Source organism: Pseudoalteromonas sp. DSM 26666 (assembly GCF_900116475.1).
GTDB classification, from domain to species: domain Bacteria; phylum Pseudomonadota; class Gammaproteobacteria; order Enterobacterales; family Alteromonadaceae; genus Pseudoalteromonas; species Pseudoalteromonas tetraodonis.
Map to the genome: position 1 here is coordinate 38,318 of NZ_FPAR01000013.1, position 22,211 is coordinate 60,528.

Here is a 22,211-nt window from a genome sequence, read left to right on the forward strand (position 1 = left end):
ATCCTTTATTTTTATTTACCAACTTTCAAAATGGCTAAGAACGCTTCTTGAGGCACTTCAACGTTACCAAGTTGCTTCATTCGTTTTTTACCATCTTTTTGTTTTTGAAGTAATTTCTTCTTACGGCTCACGTCACCACCGTAACATTTAGCGATTACGTTTTTACGTAGTTGCTTAACAGTTGTTCGGGCGATTACATGTTGACCAATTGCTGCCTGAATCGCAATATCAAACATTTGACGTGGTATAAGTTCTTTTAACGCATCAGCAAGCTGTCGACCACGTGATTGTGCGCTGTCGCGGTGAACAATGATAGCCAATGCATCCACACGCTCGCCATTGATAAGTATATCTACACGTACCATGTCTGAGGTTTGGAAATGCTTAAAGTTATAATCAAGCGAGGCAAAACCACGGCTTGTTGATTTTAGCTTATCAAAGAAGTCCATTACCACTTCAGCCATTGGCAGTTCATACGTTACTGCAACTTGCTTACCGTGATAACTCATTTTAGTTTGCATACCGCGCTTATCAACACATAAGGTGATTACGCTGCCTAAGTACTCTTGTGGAACTAAAATATTAGCTTCTACAACCGGCTCACGTATCTCTAAAATATCGTTAACTGGCGGAAGATCAGACGGGTTATCAATTTGCGTCGTGCCCTCTTTAGTTACGACCTCGTAAATAACCGTTGGTGCTGTGGTGATTAAATCAATGTCGTATTCACGCTCTAAACGCTCTTGGATAATTTCCATGTGCAGCATACCTAAGAAGCCACAACGGAAACCAAACCCTAACGCAGTTGAATTTTCTGGTTCAAAGAATAACGAGGCATCGTTTAAGCTTAGTTTGTTAAGTGCATCGCGGAATGACTCGTAATCATCAGAGGCTATTGGGAACATACCCGCATAAACTTGCGGCTTAATTTTTTGAAAACCAGGTAAGCGCAGTGGTGCTGCATTTTTTTGATGCGTGATAGTATCGCCCACCGGTGCACCGTGTATTTCTTTAATACCGGCAATAACAAAGCCTACTTCACCAGTGCGTAAAATACCGGTATTGGTTTGTTTAGGCGTAAAAATACCTACATTATCAGCGGTATGTACGTTCTCGTTTGACATGATTTTAATTTTGTCGCCCGCGCGAAGTTCGCCATGTTTGATACGCACTAGCGATACAACGCCTTGGTACGGGTCAAACCAAGAATCGATAATTAGCGCTTGTAATGGCGCGTCTTTATCACCAACTGGTGGCGGTACATCTTTAACGATCATTTCAAGTACTTCAGCAATACCTACACCTGTTTTGGCGCTACATTGCACGGCATCAAGGGCATCAATACCAATAATGTCTTCAATTTCTTCGGCTACACGTAATGGATCAGCTTGTGGTAAATCAATTTTATTAAGTACCGGTATAACTTCTAAGTCCATTTCAATGGCGGTGTAACAGTTTGCTAATGTTTGCGCTTCTACGCCTTGACCAGCATCAACAACGAGCAGTGCCCCTTCACAAGCCGCTAAAGAACGCGATACTTCATAGGTAAAGTCAACGTGCCCAGGGGTGTCGATAAAGTTAAGCTGGTAAGTTTCACCATCATTCGCTTTATAATTTAAGGTTACACTTTGTGCCTTGATGGTAATGCCACGTTCACGTTCAATATCCATTGAATCCAGAACTTGCTTCTGCATTTCACGGTCGGTTAAACCACCACAAACTTGGATCAAACGGTCAGAAAGGGTCGATTTACCATGGTCAATGTGGGCGATGATCGAAAAATTACGGATATGCTTCATAAACTGGATTCTAAACTTCTATTTTAAAGGACTAAGGTCATATGCCTAAATAACTTGAAAATACTTGCTGTGTATTTTCAAGTTACTGTGGCATAAAAACGCAATTTTACATTTAATTGGCGTCAATCACCATCTATTTGAGTTAAAGGGAGGCTAATTGGATGAATTTTTATCACTTTTATCTCATGTCTTAATGATTTCACCCATGTTTTAGCAATTAAAAAGCCGGTGATCCCACCCAATATCGCGGCTAAAATTTGCCAGCCTTCGGCTAACAATATCAATTCACTGGCTATTAAAGCGAATATTAAACTCAAAAACAAAGGCAGCATGTAAACTGCAAAGGCATGCTTTACAACATGGCTATCATCCAATGACAAAGTTACTTTTTGGCCTATTTCTAACTGTGTTTCAAATTTATAAGGTAATGTTTTTTTGGCGGTACCAAATAACTTACTAAACACTTGTGAGCCACAGCGTCCATTACAGCCTTCACAGGCCTGTTTTTGTTGGGCTTCTAAATGCGCAACGTGGCCACTAAGGGCCACGACGGTTAACGTTTGTTCAATCATAGTTTAGTTACTTTATAATGCCCGCGATACAGACTCAGCAATGGCTTTGGCACTCATGGTTGGAATGTTTCCCACCACAGAGACATCAAAATTTCCGCCGTTGTGTACATAAATCGTAGTTGCCCCTGAGGTGAGGGCACCGCTTAAACGCTTACCCGGTAGTGGTCGTTGTACAAACACCGATACTTCAACAAACCCATCAGAAAATAAATAATAATCTGTTAATTCATTATTTAAGTCGAGCTTATGCCTGTCTGACTTAAGTAATTCAAACCCCTCAGGTAACCAGCCAATAGTCCAGTTCATGGCATTCGCTTTAGTTTGTTCATCAATTGAATTGGCAGGTAATGGGGTTGGAAAGTTACGATTAAGCACTTCTAATAATAAGTTTGCCGGTTGCTCAGTCACGCTAATATGAGTGAGCTGTAATTGCTCAAGCGCTTCACCTTGATGATTAACATACGCCGCTTTTAATAATAACGACGACTCAGTATCAATCCATATCCAATAGTTGTATTTATCTTCGTTTTTAGATTCTATTCGAACTAATTGCGCAGGACGCCCAGCAATACGGCCTTTACCACCAAGCACAAAATCATAATGCGCACTTAAGCGGTTAATATCTTTAAAAAGCACTTCAGGAATAGGGCCGGCAATTGAGTCGGTTGTTAATGAATACGGCTCTGATTGTGGCTCAAAATAGGTAACTTGGTTGTCAATGCGGATCATTTCAAGGCCAGCACCGTTGAGTAAACTCAAATGCTCAAGCTCAACGTCCCCCTGTTTAGCATGCACCCAACGGTAGGGCTCCATACTTTTGCCTTTAACAACAACAAAAGAGGCATCAAAATTACGTGTATGAACTGCACTGGCCATTTCAAGCAGTAAATCTTTAGCGGGGTTTGTGTCATTGGCAAAAGCATTAAAACTTAACACCAACGACATAACAAAAGTTATTACTTTCATCTAATTAGTTTTTTTCCTCTTGCGACGTTTCATCTGTTTTCGCAGTTTTCAACGAATGAGCCACACGTGCTTGACGCTGGTGTTCAAGTACTAGAGCGCCAATACGTTGCTGTTGAAGCTCTCGTAAGCCTTGCTCTGCGTTCTCTAGCGCCGGTGCTGATGAATAACTCACTGGCGATGCCATGCCGGTTAACGGCGTGGTTTGTAATAAAGGAATTTCGTTTTGCACAGCATCTTCACCTTGCGGCAAGGTGTTCACGCCAACAATAGTAAACATTGCCACGCTAGCTGCAATTGCTAACTGCGCAACCGGCTTGCGCCAATTAAACGCCACGATTTTATTATCGGCTTCAGTATTTACCGGCTTTGCCACACTTTCAGACTGGCTAAAGTCTGCATAAACCGGCTCACTATCAAGTGCTAATGAAATGCGATCGCTAATATCAAAATCCATATTTTTGTTGTTTTCTTTAGCTCGCATTGCATCACCGATTAACGCGTAACGGCCAAATGTAGCTACATCAGCAGATGCAATCTCGGCATCATTTAATGCTTGCTCACCGTCAAGTAATGCTGATAACGATTCGTTATCTAAGCGGTTAACGTGTGCTTTTGTCATACTAAGACTCGCCTATTAATGGGTTTAATTTGTTATCAATTGCTTCACGGGCACGAAAAATACGCGAACGCACCGTCCCGACTGGGCAATCCATCACCACGGCTATTTCTTCATAGCTCATCCCCTCAATTTCTCTAAGGGTAATCGCGGTTTTAAGATCTTCAGGCAAACTATCAATCGTATTAAAAATAACAGCGCGTACTTCTTCGCTTAATAGTAAATTTTCAGGTGATGCGTTTGAACGCATTGAATCAGCACCCTCATAAAACTCGGCATCGTCAGCATCTATATCATTTGCTGGCGGTTTACGCCCTTGAGCCACTAAGTAATTTTTAGCACAATTAACGGCGATACGGTAAAGCCAAGTATAAAAAGCACTGTCACCACGAAAGTTTGGAAGGGCACGATACGCTTTGATAAACGCCTCTTGTGCTACATCAGCAATGTCACCCTGATTTGATACATAACGTGAGATCAAACCGGCAATCTTGTTCTGATACTTCTTAACTAATAGGTTAAAGGCGTTTTTATCTCCCTGCTGAACCCTTTTCACTAACGCTAAATCTAATTCCTGCTCGCTCATTCGAGCCGGTACTCCTCTGATTGATTCTTGCTTATTATTCATAGTGTCGCCATTGTTCACACCTACTCTGACCCTTAGATGAATAAAAAGTTCTGCTTCATATTGTTTTTTTATAAAATAGCTAAAAAATTACGTATTTATACGCTAAAACCACTTCGTGGTAGTGCTACAAATATGGTACAACTATAAGTATTAAAAATAAATATTGCTCTATCTGAGCATTGTAACCGCAAAGTACCTCACAGATGAACCAAAATAAACATCACATTACCGATGTCGCTATTATTGGTAGCGGCGCAGCAGGCTTATCACTTGCTTTATCTTTGGCTAATTACTGTAACGTTACCGTAATTAGTAAAGGTGAATTAACCGAAGGTTCTACTCTTTATGCCCAAGGCGGAATTGCCGCTGTTTTTGATAAAAAAAATGACAGTATAGAGTCTCACGTTGAAGATACCTTAGACGCCGGTGGCGGTTTATGCGACAGAGAGGCGGTTCATTACACTGCCAGCAATGCTCATGACTGCCTGCAATGGCTGATTGACCAAGGCGTGCCTTTTGATATGGAGTTTGATAGCAAAGGTAAAGAGCGCTTTCATTTAACTCGTGAAGGTGGGCATAGCCACCGACGCATTTTGCATGCAGCCGATGCCACAGGCAAAGCTGTGCAAACAACCTTGATTAGCCAAGTTCAAGCGCATAGCAATATCACCTTGTTAGAGCATTACAACGCGATTGATTTAATTACCGATAAAAGTATCGGCAAAACGGGTTCACATGTTCATGGCATGTATGTGTGGAATAAAAAAGCCAAAAAAGTAGAAACAATTGGCGCAAAATTTGTTGCCCTAGCAACGGGTGGCGCAAGTAAAGTATACCTTTATACCTCTAACCCTGATGTTTCTAGCGGTGATGGTATTGCCATGGCATGGCGTGCAGGGTGTCGCGTTGCTAATATGGAATTTAATCAATTTCATCCAACCAGTCTTTATCACCCTGAGTTGCAAAACTTTTTAATTACCGAAGCAATGCGTGGTGAGGGAGCCTATTTAAAACGCCCAGATGGCACGCGATTCATGAAAGAGTTTGATGAGCGAGAAGAACTCGCCCCGCGCGACATAGTCGCGCGCGCTATCGATTTTGAAATGAAGCGCCTTGGTGCAAATTGCTTATATTTAGATATTAGCCACAAAGACAAAGATTTTATTATTGAACACTTCCCAACGATTTACGCCAAATGTTTAAGCGTAGGGCTTGATATCACCAAGGAGGCAATTCCTGTTGTCCCTGCTGCGCATTATACCTGTGGCGGCGTTATGACCGACTTTAATGGCAAAACCGACTTAGCTAATTTATACGCTGTGGGTGAAGTGGCTTACACTGGGCTGCACGGTGCTAACCGTATGGCAAGTAACTCATTATTAGAGTGCATTGTATTTGCCCATGCAGCAGCAAAAGACATTTTGAGTAAAATAGAGACCGCTCCTGCACTGGTTGAGTTACCTAGTTGGGATGAAAGCCGCGTATCTAACTCAGATGAAGAAATCGTGATCACCCATAACTGGCATGAGCTGCGATTATTTATGTGGGACTATGTTGGGATTGTGCGCTCAACCAAACGACTTGAACGCGCGCTTCATCGTGTTGAACTATTACAGCAAGAAATCCACGATTACTACGCGAACTTTAGAGTGAGTAATAACTTACTTGAGTTACGTAACTTAGTTCAAGTAGCCGAGCTTATAATTAGAAGTGCTATGGAACGTAAAGAAAGTCGCGGACTGCACTTTACCATTGACTACCCAGAGCAAAACGAAAATCCAACGCCAACTATTTTGACTCCAAAGCGCAATTAATTGCCGCAAGTGTTGCGCGTTTTAAACGCGCGTAGCTTTGCTCATCAACACTATTGGCTGAGATAATCAGCCAATAGTTTTCACTAAAGCCATTAATATACAACCACACACTGCGACCAAGTAATCGGCTTTGCTTACCAATAACCCCTTGAATTATAAGCTTTTCATTCTCAAAACGAAATTGATTTGGCTCTAATAATATAACGCCCTGCTCTGGCTGAGCAGCCACGATTTTTCGCCAAACGATAATGCCAGCAACGATATTAAGCGCAATGCAAAAAAGAGTTGCCAAAATAGAAGTGGTAAATAAGCATAATATTAAAGTTAGCACACAAAAAAAGACCACAACCTGTTTGTGGTCTGTCTGATTATTTGTGACGGTAAACCTATACACGAACTCGGTCTAAAATTAGCTCAACCATACTGTTTAGCTCAACGTCTTTACATTTTTCATGGCCCATAAACCAAGCAAATAAATCTGGGTCTTCTTGTGTTAATAAGCGCTGAAAAGTCGCCTGCTGTTTAGCATCTAACGAATCATAAGCTTCTTCAACAAACGGCATAAACAAAACATCTAGTTCTAACATGCCACGGCGGCAAGCCCAACGGATACGTGCTTTACTATGTATTTCAACCATTTTAAACCTCATATTTAATTAATTCGAGTTTAACAAATGCGCGTTAATTTAACAGCACTAAATTATAAAAAAACAACGCTTGTTGGTGGCTGTACCATCGGCTTTAACTACGTTATTATGTGGTTTCATTTGTTATTGCAAAGAAGGTGTTTATGTCTCTGGTTTATGCATGTCCTTTATCACATCAGGTTATTAGCCTCTCAGGCACAGATAAATTATCTTACCTACACGGACAAATCACTCAAGATCTCAATAAAATCAACAACAACAACTTTTTGTGGACAGGTCACTGTAGCGCAAAAGGTAAGCTGTGGGGTGTATTTAAGCTATTTTCTTACCAGCAAAACTATTATTTAACCGGATCAAGTGCTGAAGTAGAACGCTCACTGGCTGAGTTAAAAAAATACGCTGTATTTGCAAAAGTTGAAATTAATAAAGCCCCAGAGCGATTAATTGGTTTATTAGGTGATGACCTAACTGATTTGCTTACGCAACTTGATATTCACTTTAGTGACAATGCCACAGCATGCGACTTTGCTAACGGCAAAGCCCTTAAACTTGCGCCAAACCGCGTTTTACTTATGGTTGATAGCCAATTTTGCTTACCTGATGAAGTATCTACCCTCGACAACGACGCTATGTGGCAACAGGCCTCACTGCTAGCTGGTGAGCCTCAGTTAAGCGTTGATGCAATTGATGAATATGTGCCGCAAATGGTTAATCTTCAAGCCATCAATGGCATCAGTTTTAAAAAGGGTTGCTACACCGGCCAAGAAACCGTCGCACGTATGAAATACTTAGGTAAAAATAAACGTGCCATGTATATCGTTACAGGGCAAAGTGAAGGATTGCTCGATGCACCCGATATCGAAACCCAGTTAGGTGAAAACTGGCGCCGCGCGGGCAAACTTATTGCGCAAAGCTTTAATGAAAAAACACACACTTTAACTGGCTTAGTTGTGTTGCCAAACGATACTGACACCGCTCAGGTTCTTCGTGCAAAACATACCCCTTCGGTAGAGCTAAACATTCTGCCTCTACCTTACTCTCTTGAAGATGAATAATAGGAATGACTATGATCGTTGCAGCAAATAAAGTGGTAAAAATGCATTACTCTGTACTAGATAATGACGGCAATACCATTGATAACTCATTTGGCGGTGAGCCATTAATTTTTATCGTTGGTACGGGTTACCTGATCTCAGGACTTGAAAACGCGCTGCAAGGCAAACAAGCTGGCGATACACTAAGTGTAAAAGTAGAGCCTGAAGAAGGTTACGGTGAGCGTCATGATCACCTAATGCAAGCAGTGCCAAAATCAATGTTTGAAGGCATGGACATTGAAGTGGGCATGCAATTTCGTGCAACCACCGATGACGGCGACCAGTCAGTCATGATCATCGATATTCAAGACGAAGAAGTGATTGTTGATGGTAACAACCCACTCGCTGGTATTACGCTTAACTTTGATGTAGAAATTTTAGAAGTACGCGATGCAACGGCTGAAGAGCTTGAGCATGGCCATGTACATGGTGAAGGCGGTTGTGGTCACGACCACTAAACCCTAATCCAGTAATAAAAAAAGCGCCTCAGGCGCTTTTTTTATAGCATATTATTATGCGTACGTAATTTAACTTGAGGCTCTGCTGCAGGTGCTTCGCTAGGGGTTATTTTATCTTCAAGCGCAGCAACTAATCCTGCTTGGTCATTAGAGCCTAAGCGGTATTGGCTGCCATCTTTAAGCGTTAATTGCACGGCACTAAAGCCTGATACTGAATAAATCCAACCATCATGCGTAATGCGAATACCAATACCGTGACGGTATGAGTTTTGTACTGCTTTTACGTCAACTATGTCCTCTAGTGCTAATTTTTGACCCGCAACGCCTGGACCAAATGCCCAGCTAATATGGGCTTCATCAACTTTAATGGTTAAACCATGAAATAAAAAACCCACCAGCAATAAAATACCTGCAAATACCATTAACGGCACATCGGCACCCATTAAATTCCATGCAAGTGCAACAAACCCACCTATCCATGCCAATACTACAAATATAAATACCGCATACTGCTTATGCTGATACATAACACTCTCAATTAAAAAGTTAAAAAATTAAAAACTGTATACTAACGTTGCGCTGAGCTCTGAATCATATTTAAGCTTATCTTCTTCAGGCTTAGAGTTATAACGGTACATATAAGCAAACTTGAGCGATACAGCCCCAACCACTTGGCTAATTAAGGCGGTTTCTGACTTTAACCGTGAGTTAAGCCCAGATAAAGACTGCTCTATACTAATGTCTTGATTAAATCGGGTGCGCTTAGATACTAATCGCTCCCATTGCATGGCAATACGTAACAAGTAACCCATTTTGTCTTTATCGTCTTCGCTTATTGTTGACTCATCATCAGCAACGGAGCGATATAAACCAGGGCCAATATCTATATCTACTTTGTTTTTAACCCCTTGATAAATACGTGCACCATAGCCGGTTGCCACCGTACTTTTAAAATCAAGACCGCTAAATTCATCCTCTTCATAATCGCCATAAATAAAGAAAGACGAATTTTTAACACCAACTTTATAGTTACCCTGCGCAGAAACAAACACGCGATTAGCCGTAACATCAGACTGGCCCGTTTCTTCATTTTCGTCACGTTTGTATAAGGAATCTATTTTGAATTGATTACGCCAGTTTTCAAAATCTTGGTAAAGATTACCTTTGAGTTTAAAACTGGTTGAGTTGGTATTACCTCTACTTAAAATAAAACCAAACTCGGTATCACCATAAAGTACTTCGCCTTTGTGTAGCTCATGAATTTCTTCATCAGAGAGCTCCCCATATTGATGAAAATCTTCAAAGGGATCCACTGCCCAGCTGTAGGAGCTAAATAATAAAAGCAGTAATACAACGTACTTTCGCAAAATACATTCTCTTGCAAATGGTAATAATGAAAAGGGGCCGAAAAAGTTATTCACTTTCTTTCCATAAAATATGGCAAAAAGGCGCGTCTTTATCACGGCTAATTAAAATTTTCGCAAATAAGACGTCTTCGTTATCAAACTCAAGGCCTACTAATACTTGAATAAAATGCTCAGGCTCTATTTCTAGTGCAACAAAATCTTGCCACTGTTCATCGGGCTCATCTTCTTCAATAAAGCCAAGTTCTTCACGATGCAGGTTAAATTCTTCAACATCTTTATCACTCAGGTTGTTGGGAGCCAGCTCCAAAAAAATATCATAAGCTTGATGGGTTGCTTCTTCTACCGTAAATAAACGTGGACCTGACATGAGTGGTTAACCTCTGAGCTTTTAAGTTGGCGCCATAATATCAAAAGTTGTTAGTGTTTTGATAAAAAAAACACGTTAAATACTGACTTTTTTACTTTTACCTAATACTTATAGATATTAATGGATTGGTTAGCATTAGGGTCTGTTGGCCTTTCAAGATTAAATTTGCCTTGAAAGATAACAGACCGCAATTGCATTAAAAAATTCACTTTGTTTTTTATTCATCTTCATCCACTTTACTTAGCACGAATAAAAACATAAGCTCAAATAACAGGTCAGAGGAGTGCGAGATGATAAAACTAGAAAAAAAACAGGGCATTGCCACCGTCACATTAAATCGAGTAGAAAAACAAAATGCCTTAAGCTTTACTATGTTTATTGAGCTTAACAAGGTGATTAAAAATATTAAAAAAGATGCCAATATTCGTGCGGTTGTATTAACCGGTGAAGGCGAACACTTTTGTGCAGGGCTTGATATTAACGCGGTTATGGCCTCGCCAATAAATATTATAAAACTCCTATTTAAATGGCTTCCTGGTAATCAAAATTTAGCGCAAAAAGTAGTACTTGGTTGGCAATCATTGAGTGTGCCTGTTATTGCAAAAATAAACGGAAATTGCCTTGGGGGTGGATTGCAAATAGCACTGGGTGCCGATTACCGGATTGTTCACCACGATGCCAAACTCGCCATTATGGAAGCGCGCTGGGGGTTATGCCCAGATATGGGCGCTAATGTTATGCTTTCAGGCTTAGTAAAACGCGACCAAGCGCTTTGGTTAGCAAGTCACGCAAATCCAATAAACGCACAACATGCTTTTGAACTAGGTTTAGTAACCAAAACAACCGACGATACAGATAAAGCAACTAAAGAGATGCTTGATACACTGCTAGCGCGCTCACCTGACACATTAGCTGCAATAAAGCGTGTAACTCAACAAAGCTATAAAGCCCCTGCTCGAAAAATACTCGCTAAAGAAACATGGAGCCAAATTCGCTTACTGATCAACCCTAATACTAAAAAAGCCATTGCTAAAGCTAAAGGGAAAGCTGATATTGAGTTTACAAACGCCAAGCGCTGGTAACATTGATGGTAATACTAAGGCACAATGCATAAAACAGCGTTATTTGTTAAAGTTAGGCTCTTCTATTCTAGTGAGCCAAATTAATGAAATACCTACTAAGTAGCGCAATTATTTTATTGTGCTTGGCAACAAGCAAATTCATTATGCATCTTCTTGATGCAAGTTTTCCTGCTCCTCTACTCGCCATGGTTTTGCTGCTAACGTTACTGTTATTGGGCATAGTTAAAGAACATCAACTCGCTCCCTGCGCATCACCTATTTTGAATGTAATGCCTATTTTCTTTATTCCTGCAGGCGTCGGTTTTATAGAACATTTAGGGCTAATTAAATCACATTGGCCTTTCTTAACTGCGGTCATCTTATTAGTCCCACTCAGTAGTTTAATTTTAGTGGCAAGCCTAGTGGGCTATTTTAAAGGCAGAGCTAATAATGACTAACTTAACCACCAGCATAACCCCCAGCCTATGGTGGTTAACCGTGCCATTTATTATTATTCTCTTTATTGCACTAAGAGCGGTTAATCTTAAAATAAATCAGACTATTTTAAAGTCATTAACCAACCCTGTTTTTTTAAGCATTGGCATTATTGCCCTACTGTTAGTCAACCTTAAATTACCCTATTCACAATTTGCCTCACATAGTCAGTTACTAAGTTGGCTATTAGAGCCGGCCATTGTTGCTTTAGCCTTGCCGCTTTATCAGCAATTTATGCACGTACGTAAAAACTTACTATTAATTGTCGCTACTTGCAGTATAGGTATTGTTAACGCCACACTAGTGGCTTTTGTATTAAGTATTTTATTTGCTGTGCCCTCACAATTGAGCGCCTCTGTTGCGGCACTTAGTGTAACAACCCCTATCACACTGCTGGTTACTGACTCATTAGGAGGAATTAGCTCACTTGCCGCTGCCATGGTTATTTTTATTGGTTTATTGGGGGCTTTGTTTGGCTTTATGTTACTCAAATTAGTTAAGATTTATAACTTTGAGGCACAAGGAATTGCAATCGGTACCGCGTGCCATGCAATTGGTACGGCGGCAGCTATTGCCGAACACCCAAAAATAGGCGCATTTTCATCAGTGGCTATGGCACTCAGTGCATTATTAACCGCAGTGATAGTACCACTATTATATCCAATTTTAGTTAACACTTTGTTATAGTAAGCAGATAACAGTATCGCTAAAAATAGAGCCCAGCATGATCAGTTCCGAAATTCAGCAATTTGAAAAGTACTACGCCCTACTTACCGAGTATTTAGTTACCTACAGTATGCAAATAGTGGGCGCTATTTTTATTCTACTCGTTGGCCTGTGGGTCGCTAAAAAGCTCGCCGAAGTTGTCGCAAACTTAATGACCCGCCATAACATTGATATCACCCTGACTAATTTTGTCAGTAATGTTGTAAAAGTACTGCTGATCATTATGGTGATCATTATTGCGCTTGGTAAAATTGGCATTAGTGTGACCCCATTTGTAGCTGCAATAGGTGCCGCCTCATTAGGCGCAGGCTTAGCGTTACAAGGTATGCTTTCTAATTATGGCGCGGGGCTTGCTATTATTGCTACGCGACCATTTGTGGTTGGCGATACCATAGAAGTAAAAGGCGTTAGTGGCCAAGTAAAAGTAATTGAGCTGGGGCACACCGTATTAATTAATGAAGAAAAAGTAGAAATAACCATTCCTAACAAGCATATTGTTGGCGAAATTCTGCATAACTCATTTAATTATTCACTGGTAAAAGGTGAAATAGACATAGCCTACAGTGCCTGTAGTGATACTGCGATAAGCCTTATTGAAAACGTATTAGTCAATCACGAACTCGTTGCTAAACACCCTAATGCACAAATTGGTATAGAACGTTTTGCTGATAGCGGCGTCACCATTAGTTATCGTTATTGGGTGCCCACCACTAAAATTATTGAAACTAAACTCGCAATAAATGGCGGTGTGTATAAAGCGATTAACGATGCCAATATTGAAATTCCGTTTCCACAACGCATTGTTACGCTTAATAAAAGCGACCTAAAATAAATAAAAACCTTAATATGATTTTAAATCATATTAAATTAATTAAGCGTGCTTACAAATAAAATAATAACGAGTCCTTATGCATCAATCACCTTTTTATCTAGGCGACTGGCAGGTAACACCTGCCAGCAATTGTATACAATGTGCTGAAAAAGTAACGCAATTAGAACCTAAAGCAATGGATGTATTATTATATCTGTGCTTACAAAAAGGCGATATGGTCACCAGCGACGAATTACTCAATCAGTGCTGGCAAAACATTGAAGTAGGCGATAACCCACTGCATAAAACCATCACACAACTGCGAAAAGCACTGGGTGATAAGGCAAGCTCCCCGCTATACATAGAAACCATTCGTAAACGCGGCTACCGTATTATTGCAAAACTTGAGTTTCCATTTGCAGAAGATACATCAAGCTCTATAAACACGTGGCAAGGTGGTTCTCCTTTTTTAGGTTTAAGCGCGTATAACCCAACCGATACCCATTTATTTTTTGGTCGTAACCAAGCCATCACCACCTTACTCGAAAACGTATCAAACCAAGTAAAATCTGGCCGTGCTTTTTGCTTAATACTTGGCCCAAGTGGTACGGGTAAATCGTCGTTAGTCAATGCGGGTATTTTACCAAAGCTACTTGATGAGCGCGGTTATGATGGTATTGGCGTTGTTTCATACACTCAGCTCGACTTTGCAGATGTGCATCAAACTAGACTGTATTTAGATTTAGCCTCAGCCATGCTTGATTGGGATATAAACCAACAACCCGTATTTGAAGGATTAAGCTCGCAAACACTGGCACAGCAATTAGAGCACACAATTGACGAAGTGATAAACACGTTACAAACTGCAATCAGTAAGGCAAATACAAAACTAAACACACCGCAGTTTTTTTTGTTTATAGACCGCTTAGAGGTGCTGCTTTCATCGCCACTATTTAGTCCCAACACCCGAAGTCATTTTTTATCGATTATTGAACGTTTAGCCACCTCTAAAGCGGTGATCGTATTTAGTGCGTGTCGTAACGACTTTTACCCTTTAGTGGTAGAGCAACCCAGCCTTATGGCCGCAAAAGCGAATGGCGCCCATTATGATTTAACCCCTCCCAACCGCCAGGAACTACAACAAATTATTCGCTTGCCGGCATTAACCGCTAATTTAACGTTCTCACACGACCCGCAAACCAAAACTCCGCTGGATGAAATACTGTGTGCAGATACCGCCAACAACCCTGATGCCCTGCCCATGTTGCAATACACACTGCAAGAGCTGTATTTACAGCGCAGTGAAAATAATGAGTTATTGCACAGCGTGTATGAAAAACTCGGCGGTATTGAAGGCGCTATTGGTAAAAAGGCAGAAGATGTTTTTATTGGGCTGAGCGCAAAACAACAACAGCAACTAAAAAGCGTATTATCGCAGTTAGTGACGCTAAACCCAGATGGTAAAACCATTACTAGCCGTGCGGCCCGCTTACAAGCATTAACCAACACCAGCCAAAAAGAGCTTGTACAAGCCATGGTCGACAGTCGCTTATTTGTATCGCACTTACAAAACCAAGAAGCCTGCTTTAGCCTTGCCCACGAGGCATTATTACGCCAATGGCCACGTGCCAAACAGTGGATAAACGATCATAAAGATGCCCTTGCTATTAAAAGCCGTTTGCACCACCACACGCAACAGTGGCTTAATGAACATAAAAGTAGCGCTTACCTATTAGCACCGGGTAAACCATTGCAAGAAGCGCTCACGTTATTAAACGACAATATATTCAAACTAGACAATGACGAACGCGCCCTTATAAATAACTCGCTCAAAAATAGTAAAACAAAAACAATAATAAAACGCGGCACGATTGCACTGCTTTGCTTACTTACCTGTGTTGCCCTATTCATGAGTTTCACTAGTTTTCAAGCGCAGCAACTTGCACAGCAAAAGCGCCAAGAGGCTGAAAGCCTACTTGGCTTTATGGTCGGTGACTTTGCCGATAAGCTGCGCAGCGTTAAGCGTATGGATTTGCTCGATGGCATTAGTAATAAAGCGCTGGAGTATTTTACCAATCAAGCAGAAGAGCCCAGCTCTCTTTTTAGTTTTAACGACCAAAAAGCCGAATTTAACAACCGCTTTCAATATGCACAAACTCTTGAGGCCATGGGCGAAGTGGCCTATTCGCGCGGTAAAACCAATGAGGCTAAAACCGCCTTTGAAAACGCCCGCACGCGTCTTGAGGCACTTTTAAAAATACAACCAAATAATTTAGAACTACTCACCCTTGCCGGTGCCAATGCCTTTTGGCTCGGTCAGCTTCATTATGATAAAAGTGATTACGCTGCTACTGAGCCATTATTTAAAAAATATCATGCCTACAGCGAGAAAATGTATTCATTAGCACCGAATGGTTTTAACTCGATTATGGAGCTATCGTATTCGCATAATTCGCTGGGCTCTTTGTATTTAAAGCAATTTAACTACACTGCCGCGAAACAACGCTTTACAAAGTCGCTCACCCTTAAAAATGAAGCGCTTAATTTAATTCCAAACGATAAAAACTTATTAATTGATAGAGCTGATACTCTTAGCTGGATTGCTAGCACAGAAGTACACTTAGGTAACTACAGAAATGCGCTAAATTCTTATGAACAAGCAGAAAAAGTTTTAAATACTTTAATTTCTCTGTACCCTAATGATGCAAACTTATTTGAGATGCTAGCCTATACGCACTCCCATCAAGCCAATCTACTAAGTTACCTGCCAAATAAACAGCCAGCTTTTTTGCATACAATAGAAGCATTAGAGGCTGAAAAAAAAGCATTAAAACAGGATCCAAAAAATAAGAAATTCCAAGAAAAATATTTTCAGTTTTTAACTAACCAAATCTTAATTTACGGTGAGCTCGCTAATATTTCTTTAATTGAAAGCATTATAAACTTCTTACATACATCAGAGAAAAATCGTAATATCACGGGTATCTATGTCAATTTGATTCGCTACTTTGTCAAAGTCAAACAATCGACCTTGGCAGAGAAGTTCATGGATGAGTTAAACAGATATACAACTTCACTAGGAATTGAAGAAAACTCAGGCATTAATAATAGCATTAATACAGCCAGCATATATTTGGCGCAAGCAAAATTAGCAGCATCTAAAGAGAATAATGAGAAGCGAAAATTATTTTGCCACAAGGCTCTAAAATCAATCTTAAATATAGCTAAAAAAACAAATGATATTGATATTCTTTTTCCCCTATTACAGGCATATAGTTGCTTAGATCGCTTGTCTGAAGCTCCCGAAAAAATAAAGATACTTAAAGAATTTGGTATCAATAATTTCGACTTATAAACTAAAAATATATTCAGTAGTATCCTACTACTTATTAAAAAAAGAGATGTAAACAATGACTACAGTAGATAACAATCAACTTATAAAATTTAGTGTTAACGTAACAATTAATGAGAACGACGAGGCTGTATTCAAATACACAGAAAATGGTCATGAGGTATCAGGTGGTGGAGAGGTAACAGTTCCAAACACTCATGGTGTCTATACTTTAGATGAAGAAACGCTCAAGCGTGGTTTTTATTTTGTTGGCGCAGAGCTGAGTGGGCCAATAGTAGAAGATTTTAGTTTTAAAATAATCAACGGTGGTCAATCTATAGTGGTTGTTGATTCAAATAAAAATGCAGGTGATTTATGCTTGCAGTTTATTGTTGCAATCCCAACAATCCAAAAATACATTAGCGCAGATCCACAAGTTAGAAATGAACCTCGTTAATATTTAGAACTCAAAACGCTCATTTAGCTGTGAACTAAATGAGCGTCTTTTATTTAGAAAGTTCAAACATACATAACTTTAAAAGTTGTTCATATTATTACTAATTAGTTTTAAATGTTGTATAACCAACAACAAATTTAAATGACTATTTTAATTAACAATAAATTTTAACACACTAACCGCTATTTAAACCGCAAATAAAACTAAGCCACAAACGCAAATAAGACATTAAATATCAATCAGTTAAAATCAGAAGATTACCGAAAGGTTTAATTGCACTTTTTTATGTAAATTTGTAGACATCAAAAACGTCTGTATCATGCTAAGGCTAAAACGTGTCTAAACAAATTAATAAAAAAGAGACTCCAGCGGTTAAAAACGATAAAGCACTCCCCTTCGATTGCGCTTTATCGAGTCCTTTTTCTCATACCCAATTTGGCGCTTTAATTGAATTATTTAACGGCACCGCCGAAGGCATTTTTGTACTTAATGAGCACGGTGGTTTTGAGTTTGCAAACCCAAAAGCAGCACAGCTATTAGGTTACTCTCAGCAATCTCTAATAGGCGAAAATTTACTGTCGTTTTTACACGGTGCAGACCTTGATAAATATAAACAGACGTTATTAAATTGGATAGACATTAAAGATACTTCCCTTAGCTTTGGCCCAAATGAAATAAAAATAAATAAAGCGAATGGTGATGTTATTGAAGCAGACTTATCAATATCTAGCATGCCAAAAAGTATTGCATCGGCGCAAAAATTATACGTTTGCATACTTCATGATCTCAGTACGCATAAAGCGATGTACAACCGTTTAAAAATACAAGCTTCAACCGATCACTTAACTGGGCTCGCTAATCGTTTAGCTTTAGATGAGTCACTAAAAAAATACTGGCAAGAAAGTATTCAAAGCCAACAACCTCTAACCAGCATATTGATTGATGTTGACCACTTTAAAAAATTCAACGACACCTATGGGCATATTAAAGGTGATAAATGCTTACAAAAAATTGCAAAAATGCTTTTGCATTGTATTCCGTCAAGAGAGTGTTTGGCTGCGAGATATGGCGGTGAGGAGTTTGCTATTATTTTACCGCGTTGCGATATAAAAAGTGCAACGATTGTTGCCAAGCATGTACAACAACAAATTAATGCGATGACATTTACAGATATAGGCCTACCACCGGAGGTTAAAGTTAGTGTAAGCCAAGGAATTGCCTGTGAAAATAATAACCAGTACCGCACCTACGAGGCGCTGTTATATGCCGCAGACACGGCTTTATACCGAGCAAAAACAGAAGGTAGAAATAAAATAAGTACGATTGTTTAAAGTTTAAATTAAAGGCCTTTTAATGACGCTATATCTATATTAAACGCCACTTCATGGAGGTGGCGTTTAGTTAAATAACGGCCAATTAAATTAAAGTAACAATAAACTACCTAACCCTAAAAAGGTCACAAAGCCGACAATATCAGTGACTGTGGTTAAAATCACTGAACCCGATAACGCAGGGTCAATTTTCATTTTATCTAAAATGGACGGGATCACTACACCCGCCAACGATGCTGCCACTAAGTTAAGTAATATTGCCACGGTAATGGTTATACTAAGCATAATATCGTTAAACCATACAAAGGTTAGCAAACCAATCACTAATGCCCACACCAAGCCATTTACCGCCCCTACTCGCAGCTCTTTTTTAAGTAATGCGTTTCGGTTTGAGTCAGTAACCTGACCCAGAGCCAGTCCTCGTACAATAACCGTTAAGGTTTGGCTACCGGCAATACCGCCCATTGACGCCACTACAGGCATTAATACCGCAAGTGCAACCACTTGCTCTATGGTTGCGCCAAACAAACCGATAAACCACGAGGCTAAAAATGCTGTTGCTAAGTTTATACCTAACCAAATACCACGGTTTTTAGCACTTTTACGAACACTGGCAAATAAGTCTTCGTCTTCTCGTAAACCACCGGCCTTTGCTGCCGCTTCGTCGGCTATTTCTTGACGTAATTCATAAGCTGATGCAATGGTTAAACGCCCTATTAATTTGTTATCGGCATTAACCACGGGCATGGCCATTTTCTCGCTATGAATAACCACTTCAGCGGCTTCATATAAATCATGGTCTGCGTGCAATGAGGTAAAGTCATGATTAGCTAACGTCATTAAACTCTCGTTATCATGCGCTTTTATCAGATCATTAACCGCAACTTCACCGATTAAGCTACCTTTACGGCTCACCAAATAAATAACTTCGCTGTATTGCGGTAAGCCTTTGTGTAGCAGCTTTTTAGCGCCACCCGCAGTGAGTTTGTCTGACACCTTTAAAAAATCAAACCCAATCCAGTGACCTAATTGCTCTGGTGTATATTGCTGAGCCAGTTCGTATTGCTTAGTTTGTGCTTCATCGAGTTGTTTTTTAGCGTAATCAATAAAACGTTGTGGAATAACTTCTTCTAACTCAAGTAGCTCTTCAACATTTACTTCGTCTAATAATTTAAATCCGGCACTGTCGTCTAGTGTTTGTAGTAACCATAAACAGCTATCTTCACTTAAATTAACAAAAATTTCGTGCTGCGTGTCTTCATCTAATAAATGCCAAATTTCAAGACGCTGCTCTTTAGGGATCGCCTCAAACAATAAAGATAAGTGCTCAGTTGATAAAGTTTGCTGAGCATCTATAAGTAATTTATTTTTGCGCTCAGTGGTATCACACTGCAATAAGTCGTTTATGAGTTGTGGTAACTGATCAACCGGATACTCTATCATTTAAAAACCCTAAAATAGTCGTTTCACTATAAATTTACTGTAATAAGTAAGTACTTATTAATGAGATTAGCTAGGGTCTGTTTATCTTTCGAGGTTGAACACGTTTCAATCCAAAAAGGTCAACAGACCCTTATAGTGTACATTAGTCGCTAATAAAAATATTAAAAAATCGCTGTGCTGTTAAATATTTATGGTTGTAGCAGGCAATAAACTATCGCGCTTTAGCTAAAAATAAAGCAAAAAAAAAGCCGTAACTAAATAAGTCACGGCTTCCAAAAGCAATTAATAGCTAAGTGTTATTTATATTTTAAACTGACCAACTAAATCACCTAAGTTTTGACCTCGTCCCGCTAAGTGCTGACTTACCGAAGAGGTCGTTTTACTCGATTGCGTTAATTCATTCACAATTTCTTGAATTGCATACACGTTACGGTTTATCTCTTCTGTAACGCTACTTTGCTCAGTAGCTGCGGTGGCAATTTGTGTACTCATATCGTTAATTGTTGTTACCGATGTAGTAACCGCACCTAGACTTTCAGATATAGCGCGTGAAGACTCTACAGAGCGGTTACAGCTTTGTTGACTCGCTTGCATGGCTCCTACAGCCGCAGTGACTAAGTTATGTAATTCGCTAAGCATTTCATTAATTTCTAATGTGCTATCTTGAGTGCGGCTTGCTAAGCTTCTTACTTCATCAGCTACAACGGCAAAACCACGACCTTGCTCACCCGCTCGTGCAGCCTCAATAGCGGCGTTTAATGCCAATAAGTTCGTTTGCTCAGCAATACCCCCAATGACACTCAACACGCTATTAATCTTTTTAGACTGTTCACTTAACGAGTTTACTTGCTCAGCGGCTTGGTTAATTTCACCCATTAAATTTGAAACTTCACTGAGTGAAACATCCACACAATCTTGCGCATTGGCCACTTCTTTTGTTGCTGCCTGCGTTGATACCGCAACTTGTGTAGTGTTTTGCGCCACTTCATGCGAGGTTGCTGACATTTCAGTAATAGCGGTGACTACTAATTCAGTTTCATGATTATGTTTTAATAATTTATCTTCAATTAATAAGGTTTGCGTATTAATATCTGATGAGGCCGTTTTAACATCGCTCGTCACATCGACCACACCGGAAATAATACTATGCAGCTTACTAACAAACAGATTAAACGATTCACCCAATTGACCAATTTCATCATGGGTGTCAATCACTAATCTTCTGGTTAAATCACCTTCACCTTTTGCTATGTCATCTAAACTTTGTACCATTCGATGTATTGGTTTAACCATATTACTCGCTGCATATAAAGCACCCACTGCTGCTAAACCAAGTAGCAGAAGTGATATTAAAAATAAGGTGGTCATTTTTTCAGTTAAATGCTCAGCCATGGTTGCTTGGTATTTAACTAGTTCAGCCTCAATGTCATCCATATAAGTACCCGTACCAATCATCCAGTTAGTACCTGGGATCATGGCTGCATACCCTATTTTTTCAATCAAACCCGTCGTGTTAGGTTTTTGAAAGTGATAGGTAAAAGACCCCCCCCCTTTACGAGCTTGCTCTAGTAAGCCAACCACTATTTTTTTACCGTTTGGGTCGGTCATGCCTATTTTATTTTGCCCTTCAATTGCATCGCCTAACAATGCATGAAAAACACTCACGCCATCGGTATCGTAAATAAAATAATAGCCATCTTCGCTAAATTTTAAATCTCTTAACGCATTTTTTGCGTCTTGTTCATTACCTTGTGCTAATTGGTATTGCACTATTTGAGAACCAATTTCAATTTCTGTTTTTAGCAGCGTTTGTTTGTCTGCTATCAGCTTGGTTTTGAATTCATTAAAGTATTGCTGCTGATTTTGCTTCTCTAAATAATATGAGCCCGCCATAAAACTGATTAGCAATACAATTAATGGTAAAACAGCCAACAGTAGCAATTTGTTTTTTAAGCTTAAATTACCCATTATTTCTCCAATTAACATTACAAGCCATCAAGCTCTTTTTATTTTGTAGCCCGTTAGCTAAAAAATTTCATTGTTTGCATTACTATACAACGCATACCTGTATACAAATTAAGCACAAACGAGATCGTTTAGCAATTTAATACACTCTTGCAATAGTAAAACACACTAAAAAACACTTTATAACTAGACGATAGTATATAAGCAATAATAAAGAACCAAAACCAATTTAGCCTTTCACATAGCCAGTACACAGCTTGTTA

General features: G+C 39.6%; 22 protein-coding genes. 10 read left to right on the plus strand and 12 right to left on the minus strand.

Going from position 1 to position 22,211, the window contains the following annotated elements:
- Nucleotides 1–11 precede the first annotated feature (11 nt).
- The 5 genes from lepA to rpoE all read right to left on the minus strand — a co-directional run bounded on the left by lepA (nt 12) and on the right by rpoE (nt 4,539).
- Nucleotides 12–1,799, minus strand: a complete 1,788-nt coding sequence (gene lepA / locus BM380_RS16940; protein ID WP_090495317.1) for a translation elongation factor 4 — start codon at nt 1,797–1,799, stop codon at nt 12–14.
- Nucleotides 1,800–1,921: 122 nt separating this feature from the next.
- Nucleotides 1,922–2,371, minus strand: coding sequence for a SoxR reducing system RseC family protein (locus BM380_RS16945; RefSeq protein WP_013465635.1), 450 nt, complete (start codon nt 2,369–2,371; stop codon nt 1,922–1,924).
- A gap of 12 nt (nt 2,372–2,383) precedes the next feature.
- Nucleotides 2,384–3,337: a MucB/RseB C-terminal domain-containing protein gene (locus BM380_RS16950; protein ID WP_016899682.1), complete on the minus strand. Its 954-nt coding sequence runs from the start codon at nt 3,335–3,337 to the stop codon at nt 2,384–2,386.
- A gap of 4 nt (nt 3,338–3,341) precedes the next feature.
- Nucleotides 3,342–3,956, minus strand: coding sequence for a sigma-E factor negative regulatory protein (locus BM380_RS16955; protein ID WP_013465637.1), 615 nt, complete (start codon nt 3,954–3,956; stop codon nt 3,342–3,344).
- A gap of 1 nt (nt 3,957) precedes the next feature.
- Entirely contained in the window at nt 3,958–4,539 is a 582-nt protein-coding gene (gene rpoE, locus BM380_RS16960) for an RNA polymerase sigma factor RpoE (protein WP_010387792.1), read from the minus strand.
- 245 nt (nt 4,540–4,784) lie between these two features.
- On the opposite strand from rpoE, the gene nadB reads away from it, so the two are divergent.
- Nucleotides 4,785–6,395: an L-aspartate oxidase gene (gene nadB, locus BM380_RS16965; RefSeq protein WP_013465638.1), complete on the plus strand. Its 1,611-nt coding sequence runs from the start codon at nt 4,785–4,787 to the stop codon at nt 6,393–6,395.
- Here the strand turns inward: nadB and BM380_RS16970 are convergent.
- Entirely contained in the window at nt 6,370–6,726 is a 357-nt protein-coding gene (locus tag BM380_RS16970) for a hypothetical protein (protein WP_090495318.1), read from the minus strand. The two genes, nadB and BM380_RS16970, sit on opposite strands and share 26 nt — an antisense overlap.
- A gap of 55 nt (nt 6,727–6,781) precedes the next feature.
- Nucleotides 6,782–7,033: an FAD assembly factor SdhE gene (locus tag BM380_RS16975; protein WP_013465640.1), complete on the minus strand. Its 252-nt coding sequence runs from the start codon at nt 7,031–7,033 to the stop codon at nt 6,782–6,784.
- 152 nt (nt 7,034–7,185) lie between these two features.
- On the opposite strand from BM380_RS16975, the gene BM380_RS16980 reads away from it, so the two are divergent.
- Both BM380_RS16980 and BM380_RS16985 read left to right on the plus strand, forming a co-directional pair.
- Nucleotides 7,186–8,097, plus strand: a complete 912-nt coding sequence (locus tag BM380_RS16980) for a CAF17-like 4Fe-4S cluster assembly/insertion protein YgfZ (protein ID WP_090495320.1) — start codon at nt 7,186–7,188, stop codon at nt 8,095–8,097.
- Nucleotides 8,098–8,108: 11 nt separating this feature from the next.
- Nucleotides 8,109–8,594 (plus strand): FKBP-type peptidyl-prolyl cis-trans isomerase, encoded by a 486-nt coding sequence (locus BM380_RS16985; RefSeq protein WP_013465643.1) that lies wholly within the window; start codon nt 8,109–8,111, stop codon nt 8,592–8,594.
- A gap of 41 nt (nt 8,595–8,635) precedes the next feature.
- Here the strand turns inward: BM380_RS16985 and BM380_RS16990 are convergent, their stop codons facing one another.
- Genes BM380_RS16990 through BM380_RS17000 form a run of 3 tightly spaced genes read right to left on the minus strand, consistent with a single transcriptional unit; the run spans nt 8,636 to nt 10,328 of the window.
- The gene (locus BM380_RS16990) at nt 8,636–9,121 is read right to left on the minus strand and encodes a hypothetical protein (RefSeq protein ID WP_090495321.1); all 486 of its coding nucleotides are present in this window, start codon (nt 9,119–9,121) and stop codon (nt 8,636–8,638) included.
- Nucleotides 9,122–9,148: 27 nt separating this feature from the next.
- A complete protein-coding gene (locus tag BM380_RS16995) occupies nt 9,149–9,961 on the minus strand; it encodes a DUF481 domain-containing protein (protein WP_064663076.1) in 813 nt (270 codons plus the stop codon).
- 46 nt (nt 9,962–10,007) lie between these two features.
- The gene (locus BM380_RS17000; RefSeq protein WP_013465646.1) at nt 10,008–10,328 is read right to left on the minus strand and encodes an HI1450 family dsDNA-mimic protein; all 321 of its coding nucleotides are present in this window, start codon (nt 10,326–10,328) and stop codon (nt 10,008–10,010) included.
- Nucleotides 10,329–10,618: 290 nt separating this feature from the next.
- Here BM380_RS17000 and BM380_RS17005 point away from each other — a divergent pair, with 290 nt between their 5' ends.
- From BM380_RS17005 to BM380_RS17035, 7 genes are all read left to right on the plus strand, one after another.
- Nucleotides 10,619–11,410 (plus strand): crotonase/enoyl-CoA hydratase family protein, encoded by a 792-nt coding sequence (locus BM380_RS17005; RefSeq protein WP_028833950.1) that lies wholly within the window; start codon nt 10,619–10,621, stop codon nt 11,408–11,410.
- A gap of 83 nt (nt 11,411–11,493) precedes the next feature.
- Nucleotides 11,494–11,847, plus strand: a complete 354-nt coding sequence (locus BM380_RS17010; protein WP_013465649.1) for a CidA/LrgA family protein — start codon at nt 11,494–11,496, stop codon at nt 11,845–11,847.
- Nucleotides 11,840–12,571, plus strand: coding sequence for an LrgB family protein (locus BM380_RS17015; RefSeq protein ID WP_090495323.1), 732 nt, complete (start codon nt 11,840–11,842; stop codon nt 12,569–12,571). Before BM380_RS17010 ends, BM380_RS17015 begins: the two co-directional genes overlap by 8 nt.
- Nucleotides 12,572–12,608: 37 nt before the next feature.
- Nucleotides 12,609–13,442 carry a mechanosensitive ion channel family protein gene (locus BM380_RS17020; protein WP_090495325.1) on the plus strand — a complete coding sequence of 278 codons (834 nt, stop codon included), beginning with the start codon at nt 12,609–12,611 and terminating at the stop codon, nt 13,440–13,442.
- Between the two features lie 76 nt (nt 13,443–13,518).
- A complete protein-coding gene (locus tag BM380_RS17025) occupies nt 13,519–16,776 on the plus strand; it encodes an nSTAND1 domain-containing NTPase (RefSeq protein ID WP_090495326.1) in 3,258 nt (1,085 codons plus the stop codon).
- Nucleotides 16,777–16,831: 55 nt separating this feature from the next.
- Nucleotides 16,832–17,209, plus strand: coding sequence for a DP-EP family protein (locus BM380_RS17030; RefSeq protein ID WP_010387773.1), 378 nt, complete (start codon nt 16,832–16,834; stop codon nt 17,207–17,209).
- A gap of 335 nt (nt 17,210–17,544) precedes the next feature.
- Nucleotides 17,545–18,540 carry a sensor domain-containing diguanylate cyclase gene (locus tag BM380_RS17035; protein WP_090495328.1) on the plus strand — a complete coding sequence of 332 codons (996 nt, stop codon included), beginning with the start codon at nt 17,545–17,547 and terminating at the stop codon, nt 18,538–18,540.
- Between the two features lie 90 nt (nt 18,541–18,630).
- On the opposite strand, the gene BM380_RS17040 is transcribed toward BM380_RS17035, so the two are convergent.
- Together BM380_RS17040 and BM380_RS17045 are read right to left on the minus strand one after the other, a co-directional pair.
- Nucleotides 18,631–19,983: a magnesium transporter gene (locus tag BM380_RS17040; protein ID WP_016899669.1), complete on the minus strand. Its 1,353-nt coding sequence runs from the start codon at nt 19,981–19,983 to the stop codon at nt 18,631–18,633.
- 300 nt (nt 19,984–20,283) lie between these two features.
- On the minus strand, nt 20,284–21,951 hold the full coding sequence (locus tag BM380_RS17045) for a methyl-accepting chemotaxis protein (protein WP_090495329.1): 1,668 nt from the start codon (nt 21,949–21,951) through the stop codon (nt 20,284–20,286).
- Nucleotides 21,952–22,211: the final 260 nt, after the last annotated feature.

Bases quoted from the DNA above. Each gene is read 5' to 3' on its own strand.
- lepA (WP_090495317.1), bottom strand. From the start codon at position 1,799: ATGAAGCATATCCGTAATTTTTCGATCATCGCCCACATTGACCATGGT.
- BM380_RS16945 (WP_013465635.1), bottom strand. From the start codon at position 2,371: ATGATTGAACAAACGTTAACCGTCGTGGCCCTTAGTGGCCACGTTGCG.
- BM380_RS16950 (WP_016899682.1), bottom strand. From the start codon at position 3,337: ATGAAAGTAATAACTTTTGTTATGTCGTTGGTGTTAAGTTTTAATGCT.
- BM380_RS16955 (WP_013465637.1), bottom strand. From the start codon at position 3,956: ATGACAAAAGCACACGTTAACCGCTTAGATAACGAATCGTTATCAGCA.
- rpoE (WP_010387792.1), bottom strand. From the start codon at position 4,539: ATGAGCGAGCAGGAATTAGATTTAGCGTTAGTGAAAAGGGTTCAGCAG.
- nadB (WP_013465638.1), top strand. From the start codon at position 4,785: ATGAACCAAAATAAACATCACATTACCGATGTCGCTATTATTGGTAGC.
- BM380_RS16975 (WP_013465640.1), bottom strand. From the start codon at position 7,033: ATGGTTGAAATACATAGTAAAGCACGTATCCGTTGGGCTTGCCGCCGT.
- BM380_RS16980 (WP_090495320.1), top strand. From the start codon at position 7,186: ATGTCTCTGGTTTATGCATGTCCTTTATCACATCAGGTTATTAGCCTC.
- BM380_RS16985 (WP_013465643.1), top strand. From the start codon at position 8,109: ATGATCGTTGCAGCAAATAAAGTGGTAAAAATGCATTACTCTGTACTA.
- BM380_RS16990 (WP_090495321.1), bottom strand. From the start codon at position 9,121: ATGTATCAGCATAAGCAGTATGCGGTATTTATATTTGTAGTATTGGCA.
- BM380_RS17000 (WP_013465646.1), bottom strand. From the start codon at position 10,328: ATGTCAGGTCCACGTTTATTTACGGTAGAAGAAGCAACCCATCAAGCT.
- BM380_RS17005 (WP_028833950.1), top strand. From the start codon at position 10,619: ATGATAAAACTAGAAAAAAAACAGGGCATTGCCACCGTCACATTAAAT.
- BM380_RS17010 (WP_013465649.1), top strand. From the start codon at position 11,494: ATGAAATACCTACTAAGTAGCGCAATTATTTTATTGTGCTTGGCAACA.
- BM380_RS17015 (WP_090495323.1), top strand. From the start codon at position 11,840: ATGACTAACTTAACCACCAGCATAACCCCCAGCCTATGGTGGTTAACC.
- BM380_RS17020 (WP_090495325.1), top strand. From the start codon at position 12,609: ATGATCAGTTCCGAAATTCAGCAATTTGAAAAGTACTACGCCCTACTT.
- BM380_RS17025 (WP_090495326.1), top strand. From the start codon at position 13,519: ATGCATCAATCACCTTTTTATCTAGGCGACTGGCAGGTAACACCTGCC.
- BM380_RS17030 (WP_010387773.1), top strand. From the start codon at position 16,832: ATGACTACAGTAGATAACAATCAACTTATAAAATTTAGTGTTAACGTA.
- BM380_RS17040 (WP_016899669.1), bottom strand. From the start codon at position 19,983: ATGATAGAGTATCCGGTTGATCAGTTACCACAACTCATAAACGACTTA.
- BM380_RS17045 (WP_090495329.1), bottom strand. From the start codon at position 21,951: ATGGGTAATTTAAGCTTAAAAAACAAATTGCTACTGTTGGCTGTTTTA.